The organism is Opacimonas viscosa (assembly GCF_024199005.1).
Lineage (GTDB): Bacteria > Pseudomonadota > Gammaproteobacteria > Enterobacterales > Alteromonadaceae > Opacimonas > Opacimonas viscosa.
The window spans coordinates 45,186-68,926 of sequence record NZ_JANATA010000016.1 but is presented as its reverse complement, the minus strand read 5'-3'; the positions used below and the strand labels follow the sequence as shown (position 1 = coordinate 68,926).

Genomic DNA, 23,741 nt, shown 5'->3' with positions numbered 1-23,741 from the left:
TTACAAGCAGCGTGATAGTCTAGTTATTTTTGCTACTTGAAATGGGGGGATTACAAAAGCATCAGCTTGACAAAAATAAAACTGCTGTCTATGTTTATTTTTAATCATTTTTTTAAGGAAATTATTTGTGAAAAGGTATTTTTTATTATTATTTTTATTTGTAAATACATCATTTGTCTTAGCTAAAGAGGAAACTCAAAAAAATACAGATGACAACGGTAGCGGATTACATTTTTCTTTGGGTCTTGGAGCCCATAGTGTATCTGTTGGAGATAACTCATACAGCGGTTTAGCAACGTCATTCCAAGTGGGATATGCGTTTAATGATTCAATTGCATTGTATTATGAAAATAACGTTAATATCTATGAGGGAGAGTCTACCTATAGCGAGGAATATTTTGGCAATGGAATTACTGGATTAGGCCTAACATATCATTTCTCCGAAACTTGGTTTTTATCAGGGACCGCAGGTCTTGCAACTGATAGAACAATAGTTGCCGATGATAGGCTTAATGAGCTAAATGCGACGGGTACTGGATTTGGTGTAGCAATAGGATATCAAACATCAGAAAATATGAGTGTTGAAGCAAGTTATATGTCCCTTACATTAGATGAATTGGAGACACCATTTGGGGATTTTGAAATTGATGAAGACACCGGTGCTTTTCGACTAATTGCACGATATACATTTTAAATAAGATTTAAATTCTAGACAAACCTAACTTTGTTATCTAGTATAAATTTGTGCTTTAAGCACAAATCAGTAATTTAATTTCGAGCGACTCTTTTTCAAAGATTTGCACTTAAAATAATTACAAAAATATTTCAATTTTGTAAAGGAAAATACATGAAAAAAACACTATTAGGCCTCGGCATTATTTCTGCATTAGCAATGGCTGCTCCAGCATCAGCCAATGACGTTAAAATTAATCCATGGAAACATTGTGGAATTGGTGCAACTATTTTTGATGACAATCCAACTGCTGCTGCCGTTAGTAATGTTATTTGGGACTTAGGAACAACAGCTGTCACTAGTAATACCGCATCTGAAGACTCTTGTGCTAGCCAAGAAATTGCTGCGGCGCAGTTTATCGAAGATAATCTCGAGCAGTTATCAACTGAACTCGCAGCTGGCGAAGGTCACGCTGTTCAGGCTTTTGTTGAACTAACTAATGCCGAAGTCACAACATTGCGTACTGCATTACTAGATAATATCGATGCGTCACGAAATGAACAGGCTCAAGCGATTTATTTCGCTGCACAATAATTTTTCTTATAGTTGAGTGCTCTACTTTTAGAGAGGAGCACTCTTTTTATGTCTATTTATTTCCTCCTTAGAAAGTTAAAGTCATCAATTTTTTACATAACCTCACCAGTATTATGGTTGGGGGTTTTACTGTGCTTAGTCCTTTTTCCAAAGCATGCATTATCTCAAACTGAGCCTTTGTCGGTATTGAGTCAGAATTGGCAATGGAAAAAGCTATTGCAATACAATGAACGAGATGTCAGCGAGGTATCACAACGTGAGTTTTTTATAAGCTCTATAGGCAACATTGATAAACAGGCAGAATTAGTCGCGTTTATTGAACAATTTACCGAATACCCCCAAGACGTTGCTTGCCGTTATCCCGCGCGATATTTGTTTATTAGAGATAAGTTGTCTTTACCTGACGTTGACTTGTCAGATTGTCAGGAATTGATGGACTGGATGCGCACTGAACAGCCAAAAGCAATATCCCTAGTATTTGCCGATGGTTATCTCAAGAACCCAGCATCTTTCCATGGCCACTTGTTTATAAAAATAGATGGTGCAGAACAGCAATCGATCAATTTGTTTGATAATAGCTTAAATTTTGGTGCCATTGTCCCTAATGCAGAAGATCCAATATCGTATATGGTTAAAGGTCTCGTAGGGGGATATCGAGCTCGTTATTCAGCACAACCATTTTATCGCCACAATATTTCTTATGCACAAGAAGAATTGCGCAATCTGTGGCATTATCGATTGGCATTGAACCAATTTGATACTTGGTTATTAGCACTGCATTTATTTGAATTGCGTAACACCGACTATACCTATTATTTCATGTCAAAAAATTGTGCTTATTATGTCGCAAGAGCACTTGAATTAGTGCTAAACCAACATATCGTTTCAGCGAATGACATTAGAGTCATTCCTAGCGAAATAGTGGCACGATTAATGGCGGTTGATGACGGTGCGAAAGTACAAAAACTGTATTTGGAAAAAAGCCTTCAAGCCCAGTTTCAATCTCGCTATCGTCAGCTAACGAAAGAAGAGGAGCGCGTATTTGGGGAATTATTAGCGACTGATTTCACTAACCAAAGTACGACGGTAATCGAGTCCCTTGAACCACTGTCCCAACAACGTGTACTAGTGGTTCTGAATACATATTTTGCCTTTCGTGTTCGACAAGCTCCTGACGATGATTTGCTCAAACTACACCAAAAACGCGTTATGAAAAAGCTGCTATCAAGACCATTATTTTCTTTACGATGGCAACATTTTGAGCCCATGCTAAAGCCCCACGATGGTCAACTCGCCGCTTTGTTTAGGCTAGCTAGGCAAAATTATAATCATGCATCATTTGGAGAAGTCACACTTCGCCCCACCTATTATGACCGTTTACAACCCGCTGGCGGAAGACCTGCGCACTCAGCGATGTCGATGGCTGAACTAGGTATCTCCTTTAGGGATGAAAAAATTGCGCTAGAAAAACTATGGCTTGTCAATATTTCCACCTTAAATCTATCAAATACCGGCATTGCTGGAGATGGTGGGTGGTCATGGGGACTGCGATTCGGTGCAGAGAGGTTTCGATTACGTGATTTTAACGCTCGCTTAACACCTTTTGTGAGTGGTGAAATTGGTATTGCGACAAGGCTCAATGATCATGTTATTGGTTATGCATTAGTTAATGGTCAATTACATGGTAAAATGCTTAGTAACGAGAATCACTCAATAACGTCACAAGGTAGACTGGGGTTAGAATGGCAATGGCAATACGGCAAAGGAATCTGTGAGATTTCACAACCTATTGCAATCACCTCTACTTTACGTAAACAGACTTTGAGTAAGTTATGTAAGTTGAGCTTCTGGGTCAGCAAAGACGCAGATATCCGGTTATCATGGGCTGAACAAAATGAGCGACTTATCAGTGCTCAATGGTCATACTACTTTTAAATCATGCTTTTACCAAGCTGTGGCGCACGCTTAACGTTACGCCTTACAGGAAAACCTTTAAGCAACCTCTAGTGCAACTCCGTCCCATCCTTCTTGTAGCGCGCTAGATTTTTTTGCAACTGCTGGATGACATGGTAATCATCATTTACTTCGACCATGTTCACTTTGGCTTGATACTGCTGGTAATCTTTGAGCATTTCTGCGAAGCGTTCTGGCTCAGTCTTTGACAGGTCATAGCGCTCTACAGGATCCACAACAATATTGAATAACCGCCACTGTTTATCACCGAACGGTGGGAAATTTCGCATTAACTTATAATCCCCTTTAAAGAGCGCTGAACTTCCTGCCAGCTCATAGCCCACCGGCTCATCTGCTTGGTAGATAGTGTCTGATTTTCCAGTGAGCACGCCCAATTGGCTTTTGCCCATAATCGCCACCTTGCTTGGGTCCGTGGCCTCAGTTAAACCAGCTAGTGCTAGTACGGTTGGCGTGATATCTGAGACATAACTATACGCTTGGGTAGTAACACCGCGTTGCAGTAATTTGGGATAATGCACGATGAGAGGGGAGCGCATACCGCCCTCATACGACGAGCCCTTGTACCAGCTAAATGGGGTCATAGAGACATTCGCCCAAGTGGGTCCGTAGTTAGTATAACTGCCTTGTTCGCCCAAACGCTCAAGGTCACTGTGAAAATTTTCAGCAATATAGGTCGGAAATACTTTTTCGATTTCGTTGTTGTCTGCGCCATTATCACTCATGAACATGATTACCGTGTTATCAAACATATCGTTTTGTTTGAGGTAGGCTAACAGGCGCTCAATGTTTTGGTCCATGCGCTTGAGCATCGCAGCGTACACGGCCATTTGTTTAGCTCGATAAGCCTGCTCCAGTGGCGACAAGCTGGACCATTCTTCTAATAGCGGTAAATCCAGCATCTCTAAATTATCCGGTACTAAGCCCAGTTCGACCAAACGACGGTAGCGATTGGATTTAATAACATCCCAACCAGCACGATAGGTATCAATGAACGACTCCGTCAGTGCTTTGGGCGCTTGATGTGGATAATGCACGGCGGTAAATGCCAAATACGCAAAGAACGGTTTATTGCGATCGTGCTCCCCCAGATATTCAATCAGCGTATTGGTATAAAAATCTGAGGAATAAAAAGCTTCGGGCAGTTCCGCAAGATCTTCATTTTCATAATAGTGCACGGTTTTATTGTGGGGTAGATAAGGTTTCTTTTCCCAATTATCCGCGCCAGTTTCCATCAACGTAAAGGACTTATCAAAGCCTCTGTTAATGGGCAGGTTAGATTCCTGCATCCCCAAATGCCATTTGCCTGACATATAAGTGCTGTAACCGTTGCGCTGCATGATGGTCGATAGCGTCTCGACATTATCGTTGAGCTCACCCTCATAACCAGGTTGACCAAATTGGTTGTCGGCCATAATGATCCGCATATTGCCCAAGCCAGTTAAATGATTGTCTACTCCCGTCAGCAACACACTGCGCGTCGGTGAACAGGTTGCCGTCACATGAAAATTAGCAAACTTGACCCCGTTCTGGGCCAGTGAGTCGATCCCTGGGGTTGGGATTTCACTACCAAAACTACCGATATCAGAATAGCCCAAGTCATCGGCCAAAATAATTAAAAAATTTGGCTGCTCGTTAGCTTTTTTACTGACTGGAGAACCACAACCAGTAAGAAAAAACATAACCACGATGATTAAACATTTTGTGAAACATAATACTGTCGCTTTTATGAAGTGAATATTCATGGGGTTTGAGCGCTTTATTGTTAAATTTATGTGAACGTCAGTGTAGCAAATCTTATGTGTCACAACGACTCATTCCTTCCACCAAAGTTCGTGACAAAAGCATGAAAGTTTTATGACATTATTTTCTTGTCATATTTTTGTCATTTTAAAACTATAACCTTGCCAAGAATTTTAAATTGCTCAATACAAATTTTTGGAGAATTACATGCAACTTAAACACATCTTTTCTGCTACTACAATTACTGCAGCTTTAGTTCTTGCAGGTTGTGGTGGTGACATCAATATTACCCCTACAGTAAATGACAACAGCACTGACTCAAGTCAAGTTAACTCAAACAACACAACGACGACTGCTCCAACACCGGTTGAAGAAGTAGAATGCGCCAGCTACGAAGGTTCTAGCGGCCTTATTGCTGGCCTTAAAGTTGGTGACGATTGTTTGTATAACACTTCATTTGCTGGTGCAAACGTTCAAATCACTGAAAACGTTACTTTTAACGCACTGCCTAATGGTGGTGTTCACAAGTTTGATGGTGCATTACAAATTGGTGCTGATGGTCAAACAGATCCTTCTGATACAACTGCATTTACTATTCCTGCAGTTGGTCCAACAATGACGGTTGAAGCTGGCGCAACCCTAGCGTTTTCTTCTGGTGAAGCTATTGTACGCATTGCACGTGGTGCAAAAATTCAAGCAGTTGGTACGGCAGACGCTCCTATTACCTTTACTTCAGCAAAAGCATTTGACCGTTTTGATACAGTAGGTAATGGTCCTCAATACGCTGACTGGGGTGGTATTATCATCAATGGTCTGGGTATTACTGATCAGTGTGAAGACGCACAACGTGATGCAGGTACATGTAATGCACCTTCAGAAGGTATCGTTTCTTATTACGGTGGTACTGACAATGCAGACGATTCTGGCGCATTAAACTTCGTTAAAATCTGGTACGCAGGTTCTGGTCCTCGTACAGGTGGTGAAGGTGATGACTTGAACTCTCTTACCCTTAACGCAGTGGGTTCACGTACTTCTGTTGACTACATCCATATTCACCAAGGCTTTGATGACGGTATCGAAATTTTCGGTGGTGCTGTTAACATGAAGCGTGTTGTTGTAACTGATACTCAAGATGATTCATTCGATTTTGACGCGGGTTGGCAAGGTGCTGCTCAGTTCTTATTCGTACAACACGGAACTGTAACACTTGCTGATGGCAGTGTAGTGAATATGGGTAACGGTGGTTTCGAACAAGATGGTAAAAAAGGTACTACCACTGCAACTGCGCCAAGTTCTTTCCCAGACATTGCTAACGTGACCGTCATTACTACCGATGCAACATCAGTACGTGATGAAGATGATTCACTTGCAATGAAATTTGATGACGGTTTCCAAGCAAACTACTTAAACGTATTAGTTGTAGACCCAGCGAGCACTAACGGTGACGACACTGCATGTTTTAACTTCAGTACTGACGGTCAAAACAAAGTTGATGGCATTACGTTTAACAACTCTGTTATTGCATGTAGCAATGTATTCAACGGTGACGCTACCTTCACTACTGATGCGTCTGAAGTACCAGCTGCATTATTAGGTACTGCAAAAGCGGATTGGTTTGCCTCTTCTGGTACAACAGAAGTTCTTGCATCAGGTTCTGACGTATTAGTTGCTGGTATCCACACTCGTACAGGTGCTCCAATCACTGTTACTCCTGCAACTGCTGCTGAGTTAACTGCAGTTAATCCTTTCTTTGAAGCGGCTTCGTTCATTGGCGCATTACCAGATACTGATACTTCTTCAGCGTGGTACAACTGGGTCAATACAGCGGTAACTGCTGCGAATGCTGATTAATTAATCATACCCAAAGGACCAGGGCGCATCTTGACAAACATCATTGATGCGCCTTTTTTTAGTTAAGTTTCTTAGGAATAGTTATGAAATCACAGCATAAACTCCATAAATTATCACTGGCAGTTGTTGCCGGTATACTAGGAACATCAGCACCTACTTTTGCCCAAGAAGATGACCAAGTCATTGAAGAAGTAGTCGCAACAGGTTCTCGTTTACAAGGCAGTGCTATGGCTGTTATTGAAGAACGTAAAAACCAAGCGTTTGTTGCTGATATCTTAGGTGCAGAACAGATATCGCGAACTGGTGACAGTGACGCAGCTTCTGCTTTACGACGCGTGACAGGTTTGACATTAGTAGATGGTAAGTTCATTTACGTACGTGGTCTCGGTCAGCGTTACTCAAGTGCTCGATTAAACGGTGCAAATATTCCAAGTCCGGATCTTAGCCGTAATGTTGTACCACTTGATATCTTCCCTGCGACAATCATTGAGAGCATGTCAGTACAGAAAGCTTTCTCACCCAATATGCCTGCGGCATTCGGTGGTGGCAGTATTGATATTCGTACTAAATCAGTCCCATCTGAGTTTGTGGTAGGTGTTGAAGTCTCTGCGGGTATGGATACAGCCACTTCAGATGTTTTTGACTACAATACTAATACATCTGGAATTGGCAGTAATCTAGCAGCTGCAATTGGTAACTATCGCGGCGATTTTTCGATTGAAAACATTGCCAGATTAAATACTTTTGATCCTGCAAATGGTTCTGTTGCAAGCCAAGCAATTACATTAAACCAAGCATTATTGTCTGAACTTCCACGTGATTTTGGCATTACTGAAGATTCTGCTTCACCAAATTTTGGTGCCAAGTTTAACATCGGAAATTCTTTCGACTTTATGGATGGAACGTTAGGTGCGTTATATTCAGTTGCCTACGATCAGTCAGCAAAAACATCAGAAAAACGCACTGCAGTTATCACGCAGGAGTTTAATCCAGATTGTTCAACCACGCTAAACACACCAGAGGAAGTCAGTAACTCTTGTTTTAATACTGTCAAAGATTCTGTGACCACGGTCCATAATGAGCGTTTGAACAGCTATTTAAATATTGGTTATAAGTACGATACTCATTCTGTTTCTTATACTAATATACTGTTACAAGACTCTGATGATGAGATCGAAGTGGCAACGCAACAATCACCAGCAGGCTCCTCAATATTTTCCATAGCTACTGATGGTCAAGCAAATCGCTTTCATGAGTTTTTATATGAAGAGCGTGAATTACTGGTACACCAGTTTGTTGGCCAACATACATTTCCTCAGTTAGATAACTTGGGGGTTGATTGGCAGTATACTCGTTCAGAGGCGACTACGGACATTCCAGGCTCTGCGAAGTTTTCTTTCAGAGACCGCTACGAGAATGGTACTGTAGCATCAACTGTTATTACGGGTGATGATAACCGTGCCTTAATTGATTTCACTGAAATGGAAGACTATGTTGATTCATATGGTGCAAATGCATCTTATGTGTTCTACAAAGGCGATTATGAAGTTGAAATTAAAGGTGGGTATGACTTTACTGACCGTGCTCGTAACTACACAACTTCTGGTTTTAGCGTAGACAACGCTTCGGGTTCTGCCATCACTATTAATGCTTCTGGCACTGATACATTGTCAGATGCAGATTATTTAACGCAAAGCTTCATCGATAGTAACAATGTCTTTGTTAACTTTAACGAGCCTCTGGCACCGAATGCGGATGACTACTTAGCGGCACAACAAATCGATGCCGGATACGGTATGATTGATGTGTTCTATGCTAACAAGTATCGTTTGAGCGGTGGTTTGCGTTGGGAGAATTTCCAGCAAGTCGCTATTGGTACCTCTAGCCTTGTGTTTACACAAGAAGACTTAGATATCATCTATGGTACAGACCGTATTGAAAGCGGTATTATTAATGAAGATGATATGTATCCTTCGTTAGCGTTTACCTATCTTGGTGGTAGTGACTATCAGATACGTGCTAGCTATGGTGAAACAGTTGTACGTCCGGATTTGCGTGAAATAGTTCCTGTATTCTACTTTGATCCGCTAACGGATATTCAAACGTTCGGTAATAGTAATCTAACTTCAAGTCCGATTACCAACTACGACTTGCGTTATGAATATTATGGTTCAGCTGGCAATAACTTCTCAGTGGCAGCGTTCTACAAAGATATCACTGCGCCAATTGAGTCTAAGTTAGTGATTGGTGACGAAGATTATTCTGCCGAGTTTATTAATGCTGATACTGCAACAGTTACCGGTATTGAAGCTGAGTTTCTTTATGGGATTGAACATATTGCTGAAGGCTTCTTTACATCTGGTAACGTCACTTTGAGTGATTCAGAAGTTGAGATAGACCCGGCTCGTGCAGGTAACTTAACGAATACGACTCGTCGTATGACAGGTCACTCTGAATATGTCGTTAACTTACAGTTGAACTATGATTCTGCCAACGGCGAACATAGTGCATCATTAGTTTATAACGTGTTTGGTGAGCGTATTCTTGCTGCGGGTATCGTAGGTCGTGATGATGCATATGAGCAACCATTCCATTCTTTGGATGTTGTTTATACCTATTATCCAGATTTCAACAGCACCGTTAAGTTGAAAGTGAGTAACTTATTAGGTGAAGACCAAGAAGTGACTCAGTCTGGTGTGGTGGTGCGTTCTCGAGAAGTTGGTACCGGTTTGAGCTTATCGTATAAATACGATTTCTAATTCCAATTAACACAGTACCATTATGCAAAACCCAATCACTACAATTTTGATTGGGTTTTTTGGTATTTTACGTATTGTCTTCTATACTTCAAAACATCCCTGCAGTTGACACGAAGTGAATGACAGCTCCTCCGATATATATCAGAAACAGTCTTTGCTCTAATCATTAAGAAGAAATCACATATATGGCAAAAATTCTAGTAATAGATGATTCTGGATTTCAGCGTCGAAGCATTTGCAAAATTATTGAAAGTCTTGGGCACGACACTATCCAAGCTGAAAACGGTCAAGACGCTCTCAATCAACTTCAAACACTCAAAGTCGACTGCATTTTTTGTGATTTGTTGATGCCAGATGTTAATGGTCATCAATTTTTAGAGGCATATGCATGGAAAGATGAAGCCGCGCCTGTGATTGTCCTTTCCGCAGACAAACAAGAATCGTCTTACGATATGTCGATTGAACTTGGTGCCAAAGCGATGATCAACAAGCCTGCTAAGCTCGACAAGATTGAGATGGCCTTAAGTAAGGTATTAAACTAGCCTATGGAAATTAATGAAGACCTGAAAGACGTCATTACCGAATTGACGAATATTGGCGTAGGCGATGCTGCCTCCGTCCTTAATGAAATGGTCGAATCACATGTTACCTTACAAGCCCCTTTACTTGTGATCTTAACGCCTGAGGAATTAGAAGAACGCTTACAAAACGACATAGGCGAGGACATCTCACTAGTCCAGATGAATTTCAATGGTGGTATGACCGGGGTAGCGAACTTATTGTTTCCCATTGAAAGTGGGAAGAAACTCACCAATATATTATCAGAAGGGTTTGAGGAAGAAGATTACAACTCCCTTAAAGCAGGCACATTAACTGAAGTCGGGAATATTATTCTAAATTCTGTATTAGCGTCTTTTAGTAATTCGCTTAGTGAGCACTTGGATTATCAACTCCCCGAGTTTTCTGATTTACACGTCACACAATTTATTAAAAACGAACTATTTCAAGGGAATGATGTGTCTTTTTTATGTGAGGTAAACTTTGCGGTGCAAAGTGCCAGCATTGAAGGACATGTTGTATTGGTCTTTGATATCGACTCACTACAAGCCATGAATGGAAAACTACCAGAACTATTAATGTAGATGGTCATGGCTAACTCTAATAGTAATATCCACTATCTTGATCACGTCACTGACGGTGTCATTTTAATTAATGAAGATTTCACCATCGTATTTGTCAACAAAGTCTTTGTCGGTTGGGTTGGACAAAGCGCGGATACCTTAGTAGGTAAAGCCATTGACGATGCTTTTCCAATGCTCACTGCGAAAAAATTCTGGCCTCGTTTTAAGCGCTTATTCAAAATGCGTGCGCCCATGGTGTTATCAGCCCTCATCCATCACTGTTTTGTTGAAATCCAACAAAATAACGACGAAGTGATGATGCAAGACACCTTTGTGTCAGTGCTCCAAGGTGAACATGGACTAGAGGGACTTATTTCAATCGCCAATGTCTCGGAGCACAACAAATCCCTAATGATGGTAAAAGACTCAGCAAAGCAAATAAAAACGTTGGCTGAGTCTAAGATGAGTTTCTTATCGACCATTAGTCATGATATTCGTAACCCTCTTAACGGGATCATTGGCAGTACCGAATTATTGTTGGACGAACCACTCAACGATGCACAAACAAAATTAGTCCATGGTATTAAAGATTCGGGGGATTTCTTGTTAACACTGATTAAGGATTTTGTCGACCTAACCCGAGTCAGTTCCAATCAGTTACGCTTTGCTCCTGAAGTGTTTTCTTTGAAAGAGTTTTTTCATAATGTCATTGATGTCAGTCAGGTAGGTGCAAAAGCCAAAGGTCTACGCTTTGTCTATGAGCTGGATTTTGATTATGAGCAAACTATTTATATCGACAAATCCCGCCTGTACCAAATCGTTGAAAACCTAGTGAGCAATGCTATCAAATTCACCTCCAAAGGATTTGTTAAACTGCGGATTAATGCCGATAATGATCAGTTAACTATCGTGGTAAAAGATAGTGGTTCAGGGGTTTCTTTAGCTGAACAAGTCAGTATATTTGACTCTTTCAAGCAGGCTAAACAAGGCCTTGAAATGGGCAATGAAGGTTTTGGTTTGGGCCTGTCTATTGTCAAATCTATCGTCACCTTATTGGATGGAAAAATCAGAGTGCACAGTCAGGAAGGCTTGGGGTCTACGTTCATTGTTACATTACCGCTGACACTGCCACCAGAAGGATATGGTATTGAAGCTGTGATAAGCCAAGCGCAACCTGATTTAACTGGTATCCGTGTCCTAGTTGCAGAGGACAACCAAATATCTCAACATATCCTCATTAGTTTTATTGAAAAATTAGGTGCATCGGTAACCATTGCCATTGATGGCTTTGCTGCATGTAAATGCCTTAATGAGGGGCAATATGACGTGGTTTTATTAGATGATAATATGCCGTTTAAAACAGGCACAGAGGTTTACTCTTTTGCAAAGAGTCTTACTGATTATCAACAAGTGCCCTTTGTAATCACCTCTGGCAACGCGCTAGAAGAAGATAATGACCGTTATACTGAGCATGGTTTTGATTTTATATTATCTAAACCATACAGTTTTAAAGATGTGGTTGAGCTGTTTAACCGTATGTCACTAGATATTTAACACCGGTTTGCTAAGAGGATACAAAAAAGCCAACGCAGTATATCCTGCGTTGGCTTTTGCATTTATACAATCGCTACAGATTAGCGATATAATTTAACTATACGCGTACCGCCGGGATGATGTCCGAGCCAGCCACTGCCAAGTCTTCTTTAGGTGGTTGGAACGTAGTCAAATCGATACCAGAAACCGCTTCTTGATACTCTGGTAACGTCGGGAAACGACCTAAGATACAAGAAAGTACAACCATTGGCGTGGAGCCAAGTAGTGACTCACCTTTCTTCTCAGCACTATCTTCAACTACACGGCCTTGGAAAAGACGCGTAGAAGTCGCAAGTACGGTATCACCCGCTTCTGCTTTTTCTTGGTTACCCATACATAAGTTACATCCTGGACGCTCTAAGTAAAGGATGTTGTCATACTTAGTACGCGCAGCTTCTTTTGGATTCTCATCAGAGAACTCAAAACCAGCATATTTTTGTAGGATATCCCAATCGCCTTCTACTTTTAACTCATCAACGATGTTATATGTTGGTGGAGCAACAACTAGTGGCGCCTTGAATGAAATAGGACCTTTTTGTTCAAGGTTGCGTAACATCGCAGCAATGATCTTCATATCGCCTTTGTGAACCATACAAGAACCAACGAAACCAAGGTCAACTTTACGGCCATCATAGTAAGAGGCTGGGCGAATTACATCGTGCGTGTAACGCTTAGAGATGTCTTCGTTGTTGACATCTGGGTCAGCAATCATTGGCTCAACGATTGAATCAAGATCAACAACCACTTCTGCGTAGTACTTAGCATTGTCATCTGGTGCAAGCGCTGGAGCTTCGCCAGATTTGACTTCTGCAATACGCTGATCCGCCAAATCAATAAGACCTTGAAGCATATTCGCTTCGTTGTCCATGCCTTTATCGATCATGATTTGGATACGTGATTTAGCCAATTCTAATGACGCAATCAATGTCTCGTTAGTAGAGATACAGATAGACGCTTTGGCTTTCATTTCAGCTGTCCAGTCCGTAAACGTGAACGCTTGGTCAGCCAATAATGTACCAATTTGTACTTCGATAACTCGTCCTTGGAAAACGTTTTCCCCACCAAATTGCTTCAACATTTGGGCTTGAGTCGCGTGCACGATATCACGGAAATCCATGTGCGGTTGCATACTGCCTTTAAATGTCACTTTGACCGACTCAGGGATCGGCATTGCAGCTTCACCTGTCGCCAGTGCTAAAGCAACAGTACCAGAGTCAGCACCAAATGCGACGCCTTTTGACATACGCGTATGTGAATCACCACCGATAATGATAGCGCGGTCATCAACAGTAATATCATTCAATACTTTGTGAATAACGTCTGTCATCGAGTGATAAACGTGCTTCGGATCACGCGCGGTAATAACGCCAAATGCGTTCATGAATGCCATTAACTTAGGCGTGTTCGCTTTAGCTTTGTTATCCCAAACTGATGCTGTGTGACAGCCAGATTGGAATGCACCGTCAACACTTGGCGATATCTTAGAAGCAGCCATCGCCTCTAATTCCTGACAAGTCATAGGACCCGTCGTATCTTGTGAACCAACAATATTCACTTTAACACGTACATCAGAACCTGTGTGGAGTGGTGTTTCTGATGCGACACCAATTGCATTGCGGTTGAAGATCTTTTCAACTGCAGTCAGGCCTTGACCTTCGATTGAGATTTCTTTTGCTGGTGCGTAAACAACAGGCGCTTCAACACCAAGAGTTTCAGCAGCAAATGTTTGTAGCTTTTTACCAAATACTACAGCATAAGAGCCACCGGCTTTCATGAACTCAACTTTTTGCGGTGTAAACGCATCAGATACATCAACCAGCTCTTCGTCACCGTTGTATAATTTTTTCGCTTTGGTATCGATCGTTAAAATAGTACCGGTTGCAACAGAGTAAGCTTGTTCTAAAACTGGATCGCCATTTTCATCGCGAACCACTTCACCATTTTCGTCAGTCTTTTTGACCCAATTTTTAAGGTCAAGACCAATACCACCAGTTACACCTACTGTGGTTAAGAAGATCGGTGCAATACCATTAGTACCCGCAACCACTGGCTTATTATTAACAAAAGGAATAAATGGAGATGTTTCTTCACCGGCCCAAAGTGCAACGTTATTCACACCTGACATACGTGAAGAACCGACACCCATGGTGCCTTTTTCAGCGATAAGCATAACTTTACAATCAGGGTTTGCTTCTTTCATCGCTTTGATTTCTTGCTGAGCTTCAGGAGAAATCATGCATAAACCGTGTAGTTCACGGTCAGCACGTGAATGCGACTGGTTACCAGGAGACAGAAGATCAGTTGAAATATCACCTTCTGCAGCGATATAAGTAATCACTTTGATTTTTTCAGGGATGTCATCAAGCTTAGTAAAAAATTCTGCGTTCGCGTAGCTCTTTAAGATATCTGTCGCAATCGCGTTACCCGCTTTATATGCTTCAGCTAAACGACTTGTATCCGCATCGTATAAGAATACTTGTGATTTTAAAACTTCACCAGCAGCTGCTGCTTGCGCATCATCAGAAAGAGCAACATCTAATAATGCTTCCACAGAAGGACCACCTTTCATGTGCGAAAGCTGTTCTAATGCAAACTCAGGAGAAATTTCAGCAACTACTTCGTTGCCAAGCACGATGTCTTTTAAAAATGCCGCTTTCACAACTGCCGCTGGCGTAGTACCAGGTAAAGTATTGTAAATGAAAAATTTCAGCGATGACTCGCGTTCTGGGTGACTAGTATCTTTGATTTGCTCAATGATTTCGGCAGTTAGTTCTGCGCTGTCGATCGGTTTAGGGTTCAAACCGAGGTCGGTTTTACGGACTTCGATTTCTTTGAGATATTCGTTGTATTGACTCATCGTGTGTTACGCCTTAATAAAATCCATTAGTGATTAACCTGGGGATTATATGAAAAAAAGCACACAATGCCCATGCCTAAGCTGAATAACTATTATAAATTCTATTTATATAGCGCGTAAACTTAATAATATCAATGAATTAGCTTTCATATACCTTAGTTGTAGTACCTTGGCTAACAAGGTTTATGAAGCTAATAACGGTATTTTTAGATAAAACCTTCTATGTTCTTAAAAAAAAACAGCCACTATCCTACTTACTGGCGTGAGCAATTTATGAATGTTATGTGACAGTAATATGAAGCTTATATTAAACCAACCCAACATGACAGGATTGTAATAAAACTGTCAAAGAACACCAGTATGATTCCCCGAGTTTTCAAATTGCCAAATCATCAAGATCCGGCTCAAAAAAAAGGTCCATACTATGAATCGCTTAGTCTCTCTAATGGCTTTGATTGTTGCAGGTTGCATGAGCTGTACTGCATTTGCACAAGCAGACCAGACTGTTGAGAAAGTCGTGACTGAAGCAGGAAAAATCAATGCCTCTGCAGCCCAGTCACAAATGAAAATCGATAATATTGTCGAACAAATTGACACTAAATTACAACAGTTCAAAACACTGAACAAAGAAATTGAAGGCTTAAATGTCTATAACAGTCAATTACAAAAACAAATCGATAACCAAACAAACGAAATGCAAGCTTTGAACGAGGCGATTGACGAAGTCAGCGTCATTGAACGTCAAATTACGCCTTTAATGATTAATATGATTAATGGATTAGAGCAATTCGTGGCACTGGATGTGCCTTTCCTTCCGCAAGAACGTGCAGAGCGGGTTGCTGGTTTACGTAGCATGATGGACCGTGCTGACGTCGCTCCGTCGGAAAAGTTTCGCCGGGTGATGGAGGCCTACCAAGTTGAAATGGATTATGGCCGTACACTTGAAGCATACCCTGGTCTGCATACGATCGATGGTACTGAGCGCGAAGTTGAATTCTTGCGCCTTGGTCGTACCGCATTGATTTACCAAACACGTGACGCGTCACGTCAAGGTGCGTGGAACAAACAAACCCGTCAATGGGAAGCATTGGATTCTAGCTACCGTACCCAAATCACTAAAGGTTTGCGTATGGCCAAGAAACAGCTTGCTCCTGACCTTTTAATGTTACCCGTTGCGATTACCGACTAAGGCATGTTTGACATGAAATTTTCACTAAAAACCATTCTAGCCGTCGTTGCTGTATCAGCATTAAGCTTTACTGCAACTGCAAATGATCGTGCATTAGATTTAGATGCACTATTAAAACAGCTTGAACAAGGGCAATTTGCTCAGTCTCAAGAAAACCAAGCACGTGAAGCTGAGTTCGTTACCAAACGTAGCGAGCAGGACCGCATTTTACGTCAAACGCGTTACACCCGTGACAATGCTTTAACGCTTTCTGAAACACTGGAAACTCAGTTCGAAGAAAACGAATTTAAACTCGCTGACTTGAACGATGCATTGAACAACCGCTTAGGTTCACTAAAAGAATTGTTCGGTGTGCTGCAGCAAGTATCTGGCGATACCAAGAACAAATTCACCAACTCGATGATTTCGGCACAAATCTCTGGCCGTGCAGAGTTTTTGGATCAGATGGCCCAATCAATGGGAGCTTCATCAAAATTGGCCTCAATTGCAGAAATTGAGCGCGTATGGTTTGAAATGCAGCGAGAAATGACCGAAAGCGGTAAAGTCACTAAGTTTGAGACAGCAGTGATTGAAGCTGGTGGTAACAAAGTGGTCAAAGAAGTGGTTCGCGTTGGACCCTTCGCTTTAGTAGCTGATGGCAAATTCCTTGAGTACAACGGTGTGACGGGAAATGTTGCTGAATTAATTCGCCAGCCTGCTGACCGTTTTGGTTCAAGCGCAGCTGAGTTGCAGGCCTCCAGCGGTGAACTAGTAAAGTTTGGTATCGACCCGACAGGTGGTTCGATCCTAGGTTTACTCGTCCAAGCACCAACGCTTAAAGAGCGTGTTGAGCAAGGTGGTTTGGTTGGTTACATCATCCTTGCAGTCGGTGCCTTGGGCTTGTTACTCGCACTTGAGCGTTTAGTGTCATTGACGCTGATCCGCAGCAAAGTTAACAAACAGCTTAAGTCTGAGACCTTCACTGACAATAACCCATTGGGTCGCGTTATGCAGGTGAAGGACAAATATCCAGATGCCGACACTGAAGCAATGGAACTGCATCTGACTGAAGCCATTTTAACTGAAGTACCTAAATTAGGCCGCAACTTAACGATCATCAAAATCATCTCAGTCGTCGCACCTCTTATGGGTCTATTAGGTACAGTAACGGGTATGATTAACACCTTCCAAGCAATTACGTTGTTTGGTACAGGTGACCCAAAACTGATGGCTGGTGGTATTTCACAAGCACTTGTCACAACGGTATTAGGTCTAGTTGTCGCGATCCCGATGACCTTGCTCTACGCAGTATTAAACACGCGTAGCAAGAACATCGTGTTCATTCTTCAAGAACAAGCAGCTGGTGTGATTGCTGAGCGCGCAGAGCGGAGCTAATTCACATGGTTGAGTTCTTAGAAGCGATCCGAGATTTTGCAGAAACAGGTGGCCAAGTACTCTTGGTCATCGGGTTCTTGATCTTTGTCATGTGGTTGCTGATTTTAGAACGTGTTTTATACATCCTAATCTGGCACAAAGAAATTAAAAACGATGTGTTGTCACAGTGGCAGGAACGCCAAGACAAAACATCCTGGAATGCAGAGCAAATTCGTCAAGCCGCTATTTCTCGAATGGTGATGGCATTGAACGGCAGTATTCCAATTATTCAGGCGCTTGTCGCTTTGTGTCCATTATTAGGTTTAATGGGAACCGTCACCGGAATGATTGAAGTTTTTGACGTCATGGCAATTTCTGGTTCAGGTAACGCACGTTCAATGGCATCCGGTGTCTCAAAAGCAACCATTCCAACAATGGCAGGCATGGTAGGTGCACTTTCAGGCGTATTCGCCTCAACATGGTTAACACGTAAAGTGAAAACCGAACGTGCACATTTAGAAGATCAAATTCAACTAGTTCGCCACATTTAAGTGGCGTCGAGGGTTACAACATGAAACAACATTTTCAAAACTTAATGGACGAAGAAGAAGCGGCAATTGATATGACGCCCATGCTTGACGTCGTCTTTATCATGCTGATTTTCTTTATCGTTACGGCTTCATTTGTTAAAGAGGCTGGGATTGACGTCAATCGTCCAGAGGCAGCGACCGCTGTCAAAAAAGACCGCGCTAACATTTTAATTGCCATCAGTGATAAAGGTGAGATTTGGATCAATAAACGTCGTGTTGATGTTCGAGCAGTACAAGCTAATGTTGAACGTTTAAAAGCAGAAAACCCTCAAGGTTCTGTCGTGATCCAAGCTGATCGCAAGTCAACCACCGAAACGCTTATCAAAGTCATGGATGCATCGCGAGCAGCCGGTGCCTATGATATTTCGATTGCGGCTCAAGAACAGTAAACAGGCACTATTATTATGTCACGTTTTTTAATTGCCTTTATTGTCTCGGCAGCGATTACCCTGGGGTTATTCCTCCTCATGCAGTCACTTATTAAGAGTGGCGGTAGTGCCTTTACTGAGCCACCTAGAGGTAGCGTATTGGACTTTGTCCGCGTTAAAAAAGAAGAAGCGGTCGAGAAAAAAGACCGCAAACCCAAAAAGCCACCAAAGCCAGAAGAGCCCCCACCGCAGATGGAAACCCCTCAGATGGATTCCCCTGCACCAGATGGTGAAGGTACCGGACTGGATTTTGCTGCTGAGGTCACTACAGATTTGTCATTAGATGGCGGTACTGGTTTAGATTCTGGCGATGGAGAGTATTTACCTATAGTGAAAGTTGCTCCGGTATATCCACGTCGAGCCTTGCAGCGTGGTATTGAGGGCTTTGTGATTGTTGAATTTACTGTAAATAAGCAAGGTTCTGTATCTAATCCAATAGTTCTTGAAGCTCAACCAGAAAGTATTTTTGACCAAGCGGCTCTCGATGCTGCCAAAAAATTTAAATATAAACCTCGAGTAGTTAACGGTGAGCCCATCGCGGTGTCTGGGGTGCAAAACCGTATTACTTTTAAGATTGATGGATAAGGATTCGCAATGAAATCACGTACACTACATTGTTTGTTATCGGGAATATGCTTAAGTGCTATTTTGTTTATCGGTCAAGCCACAGTGATTACCACTGCACATGCCCAAACCAAAGCAAGTGACAAGCAAACACGCAAGGTACCTACCTTGCGAGGTAAAGTCTATGAGCAATTATCTCGAGCACAAACTTTTGCTGATAATAACCAGCTCGATGAGGCTTTTGAAGTATTAGCGGACGTCGAAGACAAAAAATCATCTATGAATAGCTATGAAGTTGCCATGCTATACAACTTCTACGGTTTGATTTATTACAACAATGAACAGTCAGATAAAGCACTCGAATATTTCAATAAAGTTGTTGCACAACAACCGATCCCAGAATCATTTGAACAATCAACGGTATTTACAATTGCACAGCTTGCATTAATGCAAGGTGATTACAAAACTGCAATTGCTAATCTAGAGCGTTGGGAAGATTTGAACGTCGGCCCTACCCCACCAAAGAATTTGTTTATTAAAGCGCAAGCGTATTATTCGGATAAACAATATGAAAAAGCCGCTAGCTTCATTGACGAAGCAGTGACGGTAAAAGAATCTGCGGGCATGATCCCCGATGAGGGATGGTTGATTTTACAACGCGCTGTTCACTACGAGCTCAAAGACAATGAAAAAGTCAAAGATATCATTGTGAAAATGGTGAAGTTGTTCAACGCTCCTAAGTATTGGGTCCAGCTAGGCGGTATGTACGGTCAGCTAGGTATGGAGAAGCACCAACTTGCCGTCATGGAAGCAGCCTACCAACAAAATTTTTTAGTGAAGGGTGCTGACCTATTTAACCTTGCGCAGCTGTACTACTTGCACAAGTCCCCCATAAAATGCGCGAATGTCATGCAGGAAGCTATCAATGATCGTCTATTAGAAGAAAACTTGCGTAACCTGAAGTTCTTAGCTCAATGTCTACAACTCGCCAAAGAAAACGAAAAGGCGGTCCCTGTACTGCGTACAGCTGCAAAATTGTCACCTAATGGCGAGTTATATGCACAGCTAGCGCAGTTGTTCCTAAACATTGATAAATTTGACGAAGCGATAAAAAATGCAGAACTGGCACTAGACAAAGGTAACTTGCGAAATCAAGGAACCATGCATTTAGTATTGGGAATGTCATATTATAATCAGCAAAACTTTGTAGCTGCTATTGACCAGTTAGCGAAAGCAGAGGAGTACAGAGAGACTCAGAAAATGGCACAACAGTGGCAACAGTTTGTGAATGCTGAGAAGCTTACGATAGAAGCATTAGAAGCAGAAATCGAGTCTGACTAGGAAGGACGTATCACGCCTCTTGCCTTGTCCTTCTTCAGGGCGAAGCAAGAGGTTTAATATCGGATCAACCGTCTTTATTGTTCTTGGAGTATTTTTGCAGCCTCTACTGCAAAGTATGTCAAAATACCATCAGCGCCCGCTCGTTTAAAACTTAATAATGACTCCATAATCACTGCTTCTTTGCTGAGCCAGCCATTAGTAAATGCAGCTTGGTGCATCGCATACTCTCCACTTACTTGATAGGCAAACGTCGGCGCTTTGAGTTCATCCTTAACCCGACGCACTATATCTAAATATGGCATACCTGGCTTCACCATCACCATATCCGCGCCTTCATCTAAATCCAGTGCCACCTCTTTAATGGCCTCATCAGAATTCGCAGGATCCATTTGGTATGTTTTTTTGTCTCCGCCTTTAATATTAGCAGCTGAACCGACTGCATCGCGGAATGGTCCATAATAACTCGATGCGTATTTTGCAGAATAAGCCATAATAGCGGTATTACAAAAACCCGCGTCTTCTAGAGCATCACGAATTAAACCAATCCGTCCATCCATCATATCAGAAGGCGCGACAATATCAGCACCCGCTTGGGCATGAGAAAGCGCCTGCTTTATCAACACTTCATTAGTGGTGTCGTTCAACACGTAACCGTGTTCATCAATGATTCCGTCCTGTCCATGTGTCGTGAATGGGTCCAATGCCACATCAGTAATTACCAACAATTCCGGAAACCGTGCTTTTACCGCTCGGACCGCGCGTTGTGCTAAACCCTCTGAATCATAGGCAGCTTCAGCGTCTAAAGATTTCGCCGACATAGGTGTGACTGGGAATATGGCGATTGCGGGAATGCCAAGACTGACTACTTCCTCTAACTTAACTAACAACGTATCTATGGAGTAACGATATACATCAGGCATCGAATCGACGCTTTCTATTTCGTTGTCACCTTCTTTGATAAACATAGGGTAAATCAAATCTGCCACAGATAATGCATTTTCACGGACCAACCCGCGGATGTTTTCATTTAAACGTAAGCGACGAGGACGTTGTGGGAGAAAAAAAGCCATTAGTTTACTTCAACCTTTTTACATTAGTACTGCGATTATTGTTTGTGCTACTCAGATAAAAACCACTAAAGCGCCCTTCTTCAATCTCTACGGTGTCCCCTTCTTTAAAACGGATCCGATTCACTTCAGTTTGTTTCCACACTTGACCATTATCTAGCGTAAAGGTCATATAATTTCGACTGTCAGTACTGAGTTTAGTGATCGTCGCCACTACTGATTCATCAGACTCTTTTTCGGCAAAACCAAACATGCTTTTACTTTGGACTGGGGCAGTGGTTGTAGGCTGACTAGGAGCAGCTACTGTGGGAACATTGGGTGCTGTTGCAGATGACAAAGCTGGCGTATTCACTACCGTTGCTGGCAATGTACTATCGGATAAGTCGTTTAAGCGCGCTGCAATTTTGTCATAACAAACCAAACGTTGCAGACTATTCGATTTGGCACTACATGCAGTCATTGCATCAGCAACCGATTCAGTGGCGTGCCCAGCAGTACTCATAAGTAAGCTACTAAGGGCAAAAGAAGATAAAACTAAGCGGGTACCTTTGAACATTGCTTTCATAAAATTCTCTAATGTTTTTATTATCAGTTTTGGTGAGAGAAAAATAGAAAAGTTCCTTACATTTTTCTCAATTATGAATGACTTCCTGGTTTTGTTTCTGCAGCATCCTGCTCAGCAGAGGCATCTGGTTCAACGATCTCTTTACGACTATACACGCTACCTATAATTACGCCAACTTCGAATAGCAGCCACATTGGGATCGCTAACAACGTCTGCGAAATCACATCTGGTGGAGTCAACAGCATACCAACTACAAATGTACCCACAATGATATATGGACGCTTGGCGCGTAAATTGTTCGGTGTAGTGACTCCCGTCCAACACAATAAAATAATCGCAATAGGGATTTCAAACGCGATCCCAAAAGCAAAGAAAATTTTCAGTACAAAGTTTAAATAGCTACTGATATCTGTACTAACAACCACCCCTTCTGGGGCGACGCTGTTGAAGAAACTAAACGCCAATGGAAACACAACGAAATAAGCAAATGCCATACCGGCATAAAAGAGTAATGTACTCGATAACAATAACGGAGCGACGAGTTTTTTCTCATTGCGATATAACGCCGGAGCGATAAAACCCCACACTTGATAAAGTACATAAGGAATCGCAATAAAGAATGACACGACCATGGTTAGTTTAAATGGCGCGAAGAAAGGGGAAGCAACATCTGTCGCAATCATTGTTGCCCCCTCAGGCATGACCGCCAGTAAGGGTTGTGCAAGTAAATGATAAATGTCTTGAGCGAACATTGCCAAAGCGACAAACACAAGTAACACACTTAATAACATTTTTAATATGCGAGTGCGCAGTTCTAAGAGGTGGGAAACGAGATTGGATGAGGTGCTCATTGTTTTTTATACGGCTCTTGCACTGATTTAGCAGCAGCTTTCAATTCATCCATACTCGCTTGCAGTGTTGGATCTAGGTCTTTTAAACCTTGCTGTTCTGCTTTTTTCAAGTTTTCATGCAACTCATGCACACGTAGTTGTTCTTCCATTTCGTTTTTGAAACCATTTGCCATGCTTTTCATGCTGCGAATTGTGCGTGCTGTTGAACGAATAGCACTCGGCATTTTTTCTGGCCCTAAGACTATCAGGGCCATTACACCAATCACTAAGAGTTCCCAAAAACCAATATCAAACATAATTAATCAGTTTTCTTTTCTTTTAATTCTTCTGTTGTAACGGCTTTCTTTTCGGCGAGTGATTCATCTACAAAATCAGCATCTTTTTGTTCTGCGCTGGTATCTTCGTTCACCGCTTTTTTGAAACTCTTCACTGCTGAACCGATGTCACCACCCATTCCACGTAATTTTTTTGTACCAAATAATAAGATAACAATTAATGCGATAATCAATAACTGCCAAATACTAATTCCACCCATGGAATATCCTTATTTATAAACGTAAAACTCGCAAAATATTAGCACGATCTAAGACAAATACCTACCAATAATCATTATACGAGTTGCGATGAACTT

Annotated in this window: 21 protein-coding genes; 14 read left to right on the top strand and 7 right to left on the bottom strand. The window is 41.9% G+C overall.

Going from position 1 to position 23,741, the window contains the following annotated elements; genetic code table 11:
* The first annotated feature begins 127 nt into the window (after window positions 1-127).
* From NLF92_RS09565 to NLF92_RS09555, 3 genes are all read left to right on the top strand, one after another.
* On the top strand, window positions 128-694 hold the full coding sequence (locus NLF92_RS09565) for a porin family protein (protein ID WP_254101241.1): 567 nt from the start codon (window positions 128-130) through the stop codon (window positions 692-694).
* A 153-nt stretch (window positions 695-847) separates the two neighbouring features.
* Window positions 848-1,267 (top strand): DUF3015 family protein, encoded by a 420-nt coding sequence (locus tag NLF92_RS09560; RefSeq protein WP_254101239.1) that lies wholly within the window; start codon window positions 848-850, stop codon window positions 1,265-1,267.
* Window positions 1,268-1,315: 48 nt separating this feature from the next.
* Entirely contained in the window at window positions 1,316-3,202 is a 1,887-nt protein-coding gene (locus tag NLF92_RS09555) for an Lnb N-terminal periplasmic domain-containing protein (RefSeq protein WP_489886389.1), read from the top strand.
* Window positions 3,203-3,270: 68 nt separating this feature from the next.
* On the opposite strand, the gene NLF92_RS09550 is transcribed toward NLF92_RS09555, so the two are convergent.
* Window positions 3,271-4,920 (bottom strand): arylsulfatase, encoded by a 1,650-nt coding sequence (locus tag NLF92_RS09550; RefSeq protein WP_254101235.1) that lies wholly within the window; start codon window positions 4,918-4,920, stop codon window positions 3,271-3,273.
* 268 nt (window positions 4,921-5,188) lie between these two features.
* Here NLF92_RS09550 and NLF92_RS09545 point away from each other — a divergent pair, with 268 nt between their 5' ends.
* The 5 genes from NLF92_RS09545 (at window position 5,189) to NLF92_RS09525 (ending at window position 12,266) form a co-directional block, all read left to right on the top strand.
* A complete protein-coding gene (locus NLF92_RS09545) occupies window positions 5,189-6,832 on the top strand; it encodes a hypothetical protein (RefSeq protein WP_254101233.1) in 1,644 nt (547 codons plus the stop codon).
* 83 nt (window positions 6,833-6,915) lie between these two features.
* Window positions 6,916-9,591: a TonB-dependent receptor plug domain-containing protein gene (locus NLF92_RS09540; RefSeq protein WP_254101231.1), complete on the top strand. Its 2,676-nt coding sequence runs from the start codon at window positions 6,916-6,918 to the stop codon at window positions 9,589-9,591.
* A gap of 185 nt (window positions 9,592-9,776) precedes the next feature.
* Window positions 9,777-10,133, top strand: a complete 357-nt coding sequence (locus NLF92_RS09535; RefSeq protein WP_254101229.1) for a response regulator — start codon at window positions 9,777-9,779, stop codon at window positions 10,131-10,133.
* A 3-nt stretch (window positions 10,134-10,136) separates the two neighbouring features.
* On the top strand, window positions 10,137-10,733 hold the full coding sequence (locus NLF92_RS09530) for a hypothetical protein (RefSeq protein ID WP_254101227.1): 597 nt from the start codon (window positions 10,137-10,139) through the stop codon (window positions 10,731-10,733).
* 6 nt (window positions 10,734-10,739) lie between these two features.
* Window positions 10,740-12,266, top strand: a complete 1,527-nt coding sequence (locus NLF92_RS09525; RefSeq protein ID WP_254101225.1) for a PAS domain-containing hybrid sensor histidine kinase/response regulator — start codon at window positions 10,740-10,742, stop codon at window positions 12,264-12,266.
* 97 nt (window positions 12,267-12,363) lie between these two features.
* Here the strand turns inward: NLF92_RS09525 and NLF92_RS09520 are convergent, their stop codons facing one another.
* On the bottom strand, window positions 12,364-15,162 hold the full coding sequence (locus tag NLF92_RS09520) for a bifunctional aconitate hydratase 2/2-methylisocitrate dehydratase (RefSeq protein WP_254101223.1): 2,799 nt from the start codon (window positions 15,160-15,162) through the stop codon (window positions 12,364-12,366).
* 424 nt (window positions 15,163-15,586) lie between these two features.
* Between NLF92_RS09520 and NLF92_RS09515 the strand changes: the two genes are divergently transcribed.
* Genes NLF92_RS09515 through NLF92_RS09490 form a run of 6 tightly spaced genes read left to right on the top strand, consistent with a single transcriptional unit; the run spans window position 15,587 to window position 20,627 of the window.
* A complete protein-coding gene (locus NLF92_RS09515) occupies window positions 15,587-16,351 on the top strand; it encodes a DUF3450 domain-containing protein (protein WP_254101221.1) in 765 nt (254 codons plus the stop codon).
* Window positions 16,352-16,363: 12 nt separating this feature from the next.
* Window positions 16,364-17,725 carry a MotA/TolQ/ExbB proton channel family protein gene (locus NLF92_RS09510; RefSeq protein WP_254101219.1) on the top strand — a complete coding sequence of 454 codons (1,362 nt, stop codon included), beginning with the start codon at window positions 16,364-16,366 and terminating at the stop codon, window positions 17,723-17,725.
* Between the two features lie 5 nt (window positions 17,726-17,730).
* Window positions 17,731-18,255, top strand: a complete 525-nt coding sequence (locus NLF92_RS09505) for a MotA/TolQ/ExbB proton channel family protein (RefSeq protein WP_254101217.1) — start codon at window positions 17,731-17,733, stop codon at window positions 18,253-18,255.
* 20 nt (window positions 18,256-18,275) lie between these two features.
* On the top strand, window positions 18,276-18,683 hold the full coding sequence (locus NLF92_RS09500; RefSeq protein WP_254101215.1) for an ExbD/TolR family protein: 408 nt from the start codon (window positions 18,276-18,278) through the stop codon (window positions 18,681-18,683).
* Between the two features lie 15 nt (window positions 18,684-18,698).
* Window positions 18,699-19,307, top strand: a complete 609-nt coding sequence (locus NLF92_RS09495; protein ID WP_254101213.1) for an energy transducer TonB — start codon at window positions 18,699-18,701, stop codon at window positions 19,305-19,307.
* Between the two features lie 9 nt (window positions 19,308-19,316).
* A complete protein-coding gene (locus NLF92_RS09490) occupies window positions 19,317-20,627 on the top strand; it encodes a tetratricopeptide repeat protein (protein ID WP_254101211.1) in 1,311 nt (436 codons plus the stop codon).
* A 74-nt stretch (window positions 20,628-20,701) separates the two neighbouring features.
* Here NLF92_RS09490 and hemB read toward each other — a convergent pair whose 3' ends face one another.
* From hemB to tatA, 5 genes are all read right to left on the bottom strand, one after another.
* Complete coding sequence (gene hemB, locus NLF92_RS09485) at window positions 20,702-21,697, bottom strand: porphobilinogen synthase (protein WP_254101209.1); 996 nt, start codon at window positions 21,695-21,697, stop codon at window positions 20,702-20,704.
* A gap of 4 nt (window positions 21,698-21,701) precedes the next feature.
* Window positions 21,702-22,259 carry a hypothetical protein gene (locus NLF92_RS09480; RefSeq protein ID WP_254101207.1) on the bottom strand — a complete coding sequence of 186 codons (558 nt, stop codon included), beginning with the start codon at window positions 22,257-22,259 and terminating at the stop codon, window positions 21,702-21,704.
* A gap of 71 nt (window positions 22,260-22,330) precedes the next feature.
* Entirely contained in the window at window positions 22,331-23,110 is a 780-nt protein-coding gene (gene tatC, locus NLF92_RS09475) for a twin-arginine translocase subunit TatC (protein WP_254101205.1), read from the bottom strand.
* A complete protein-coding gene (tatB, locus tag NLF92_RS09470) occupies window positions 23,107-23,406 on the bottom strand; it encodes a Sec-independent protein translocase protein TatB (RefSeq protein ID WP_254101203.1) in 300 nt (99 codons plus the stop codon). Before tatB ends, tatC begins: the two co-directional genes overlap by 4 nt.
* Before the next feature lie 2 nt (window positions 23,407-23,408).
* Window positions 23,409-23,645 (bottom strand): twin-arginine translocase TatA/TatE family subunit, encoded by a 237-nt coding sequence (gene tatA / locus NLF92_RS09465; RefSeq protein ID WP_254101200.1) that lies wholly within the window; start codon window positions 23,643-23,645, stop codon window positions 23,409-23,411.
* Window positions 23,646-23,741: the final 96 nt, after the last annotated feature.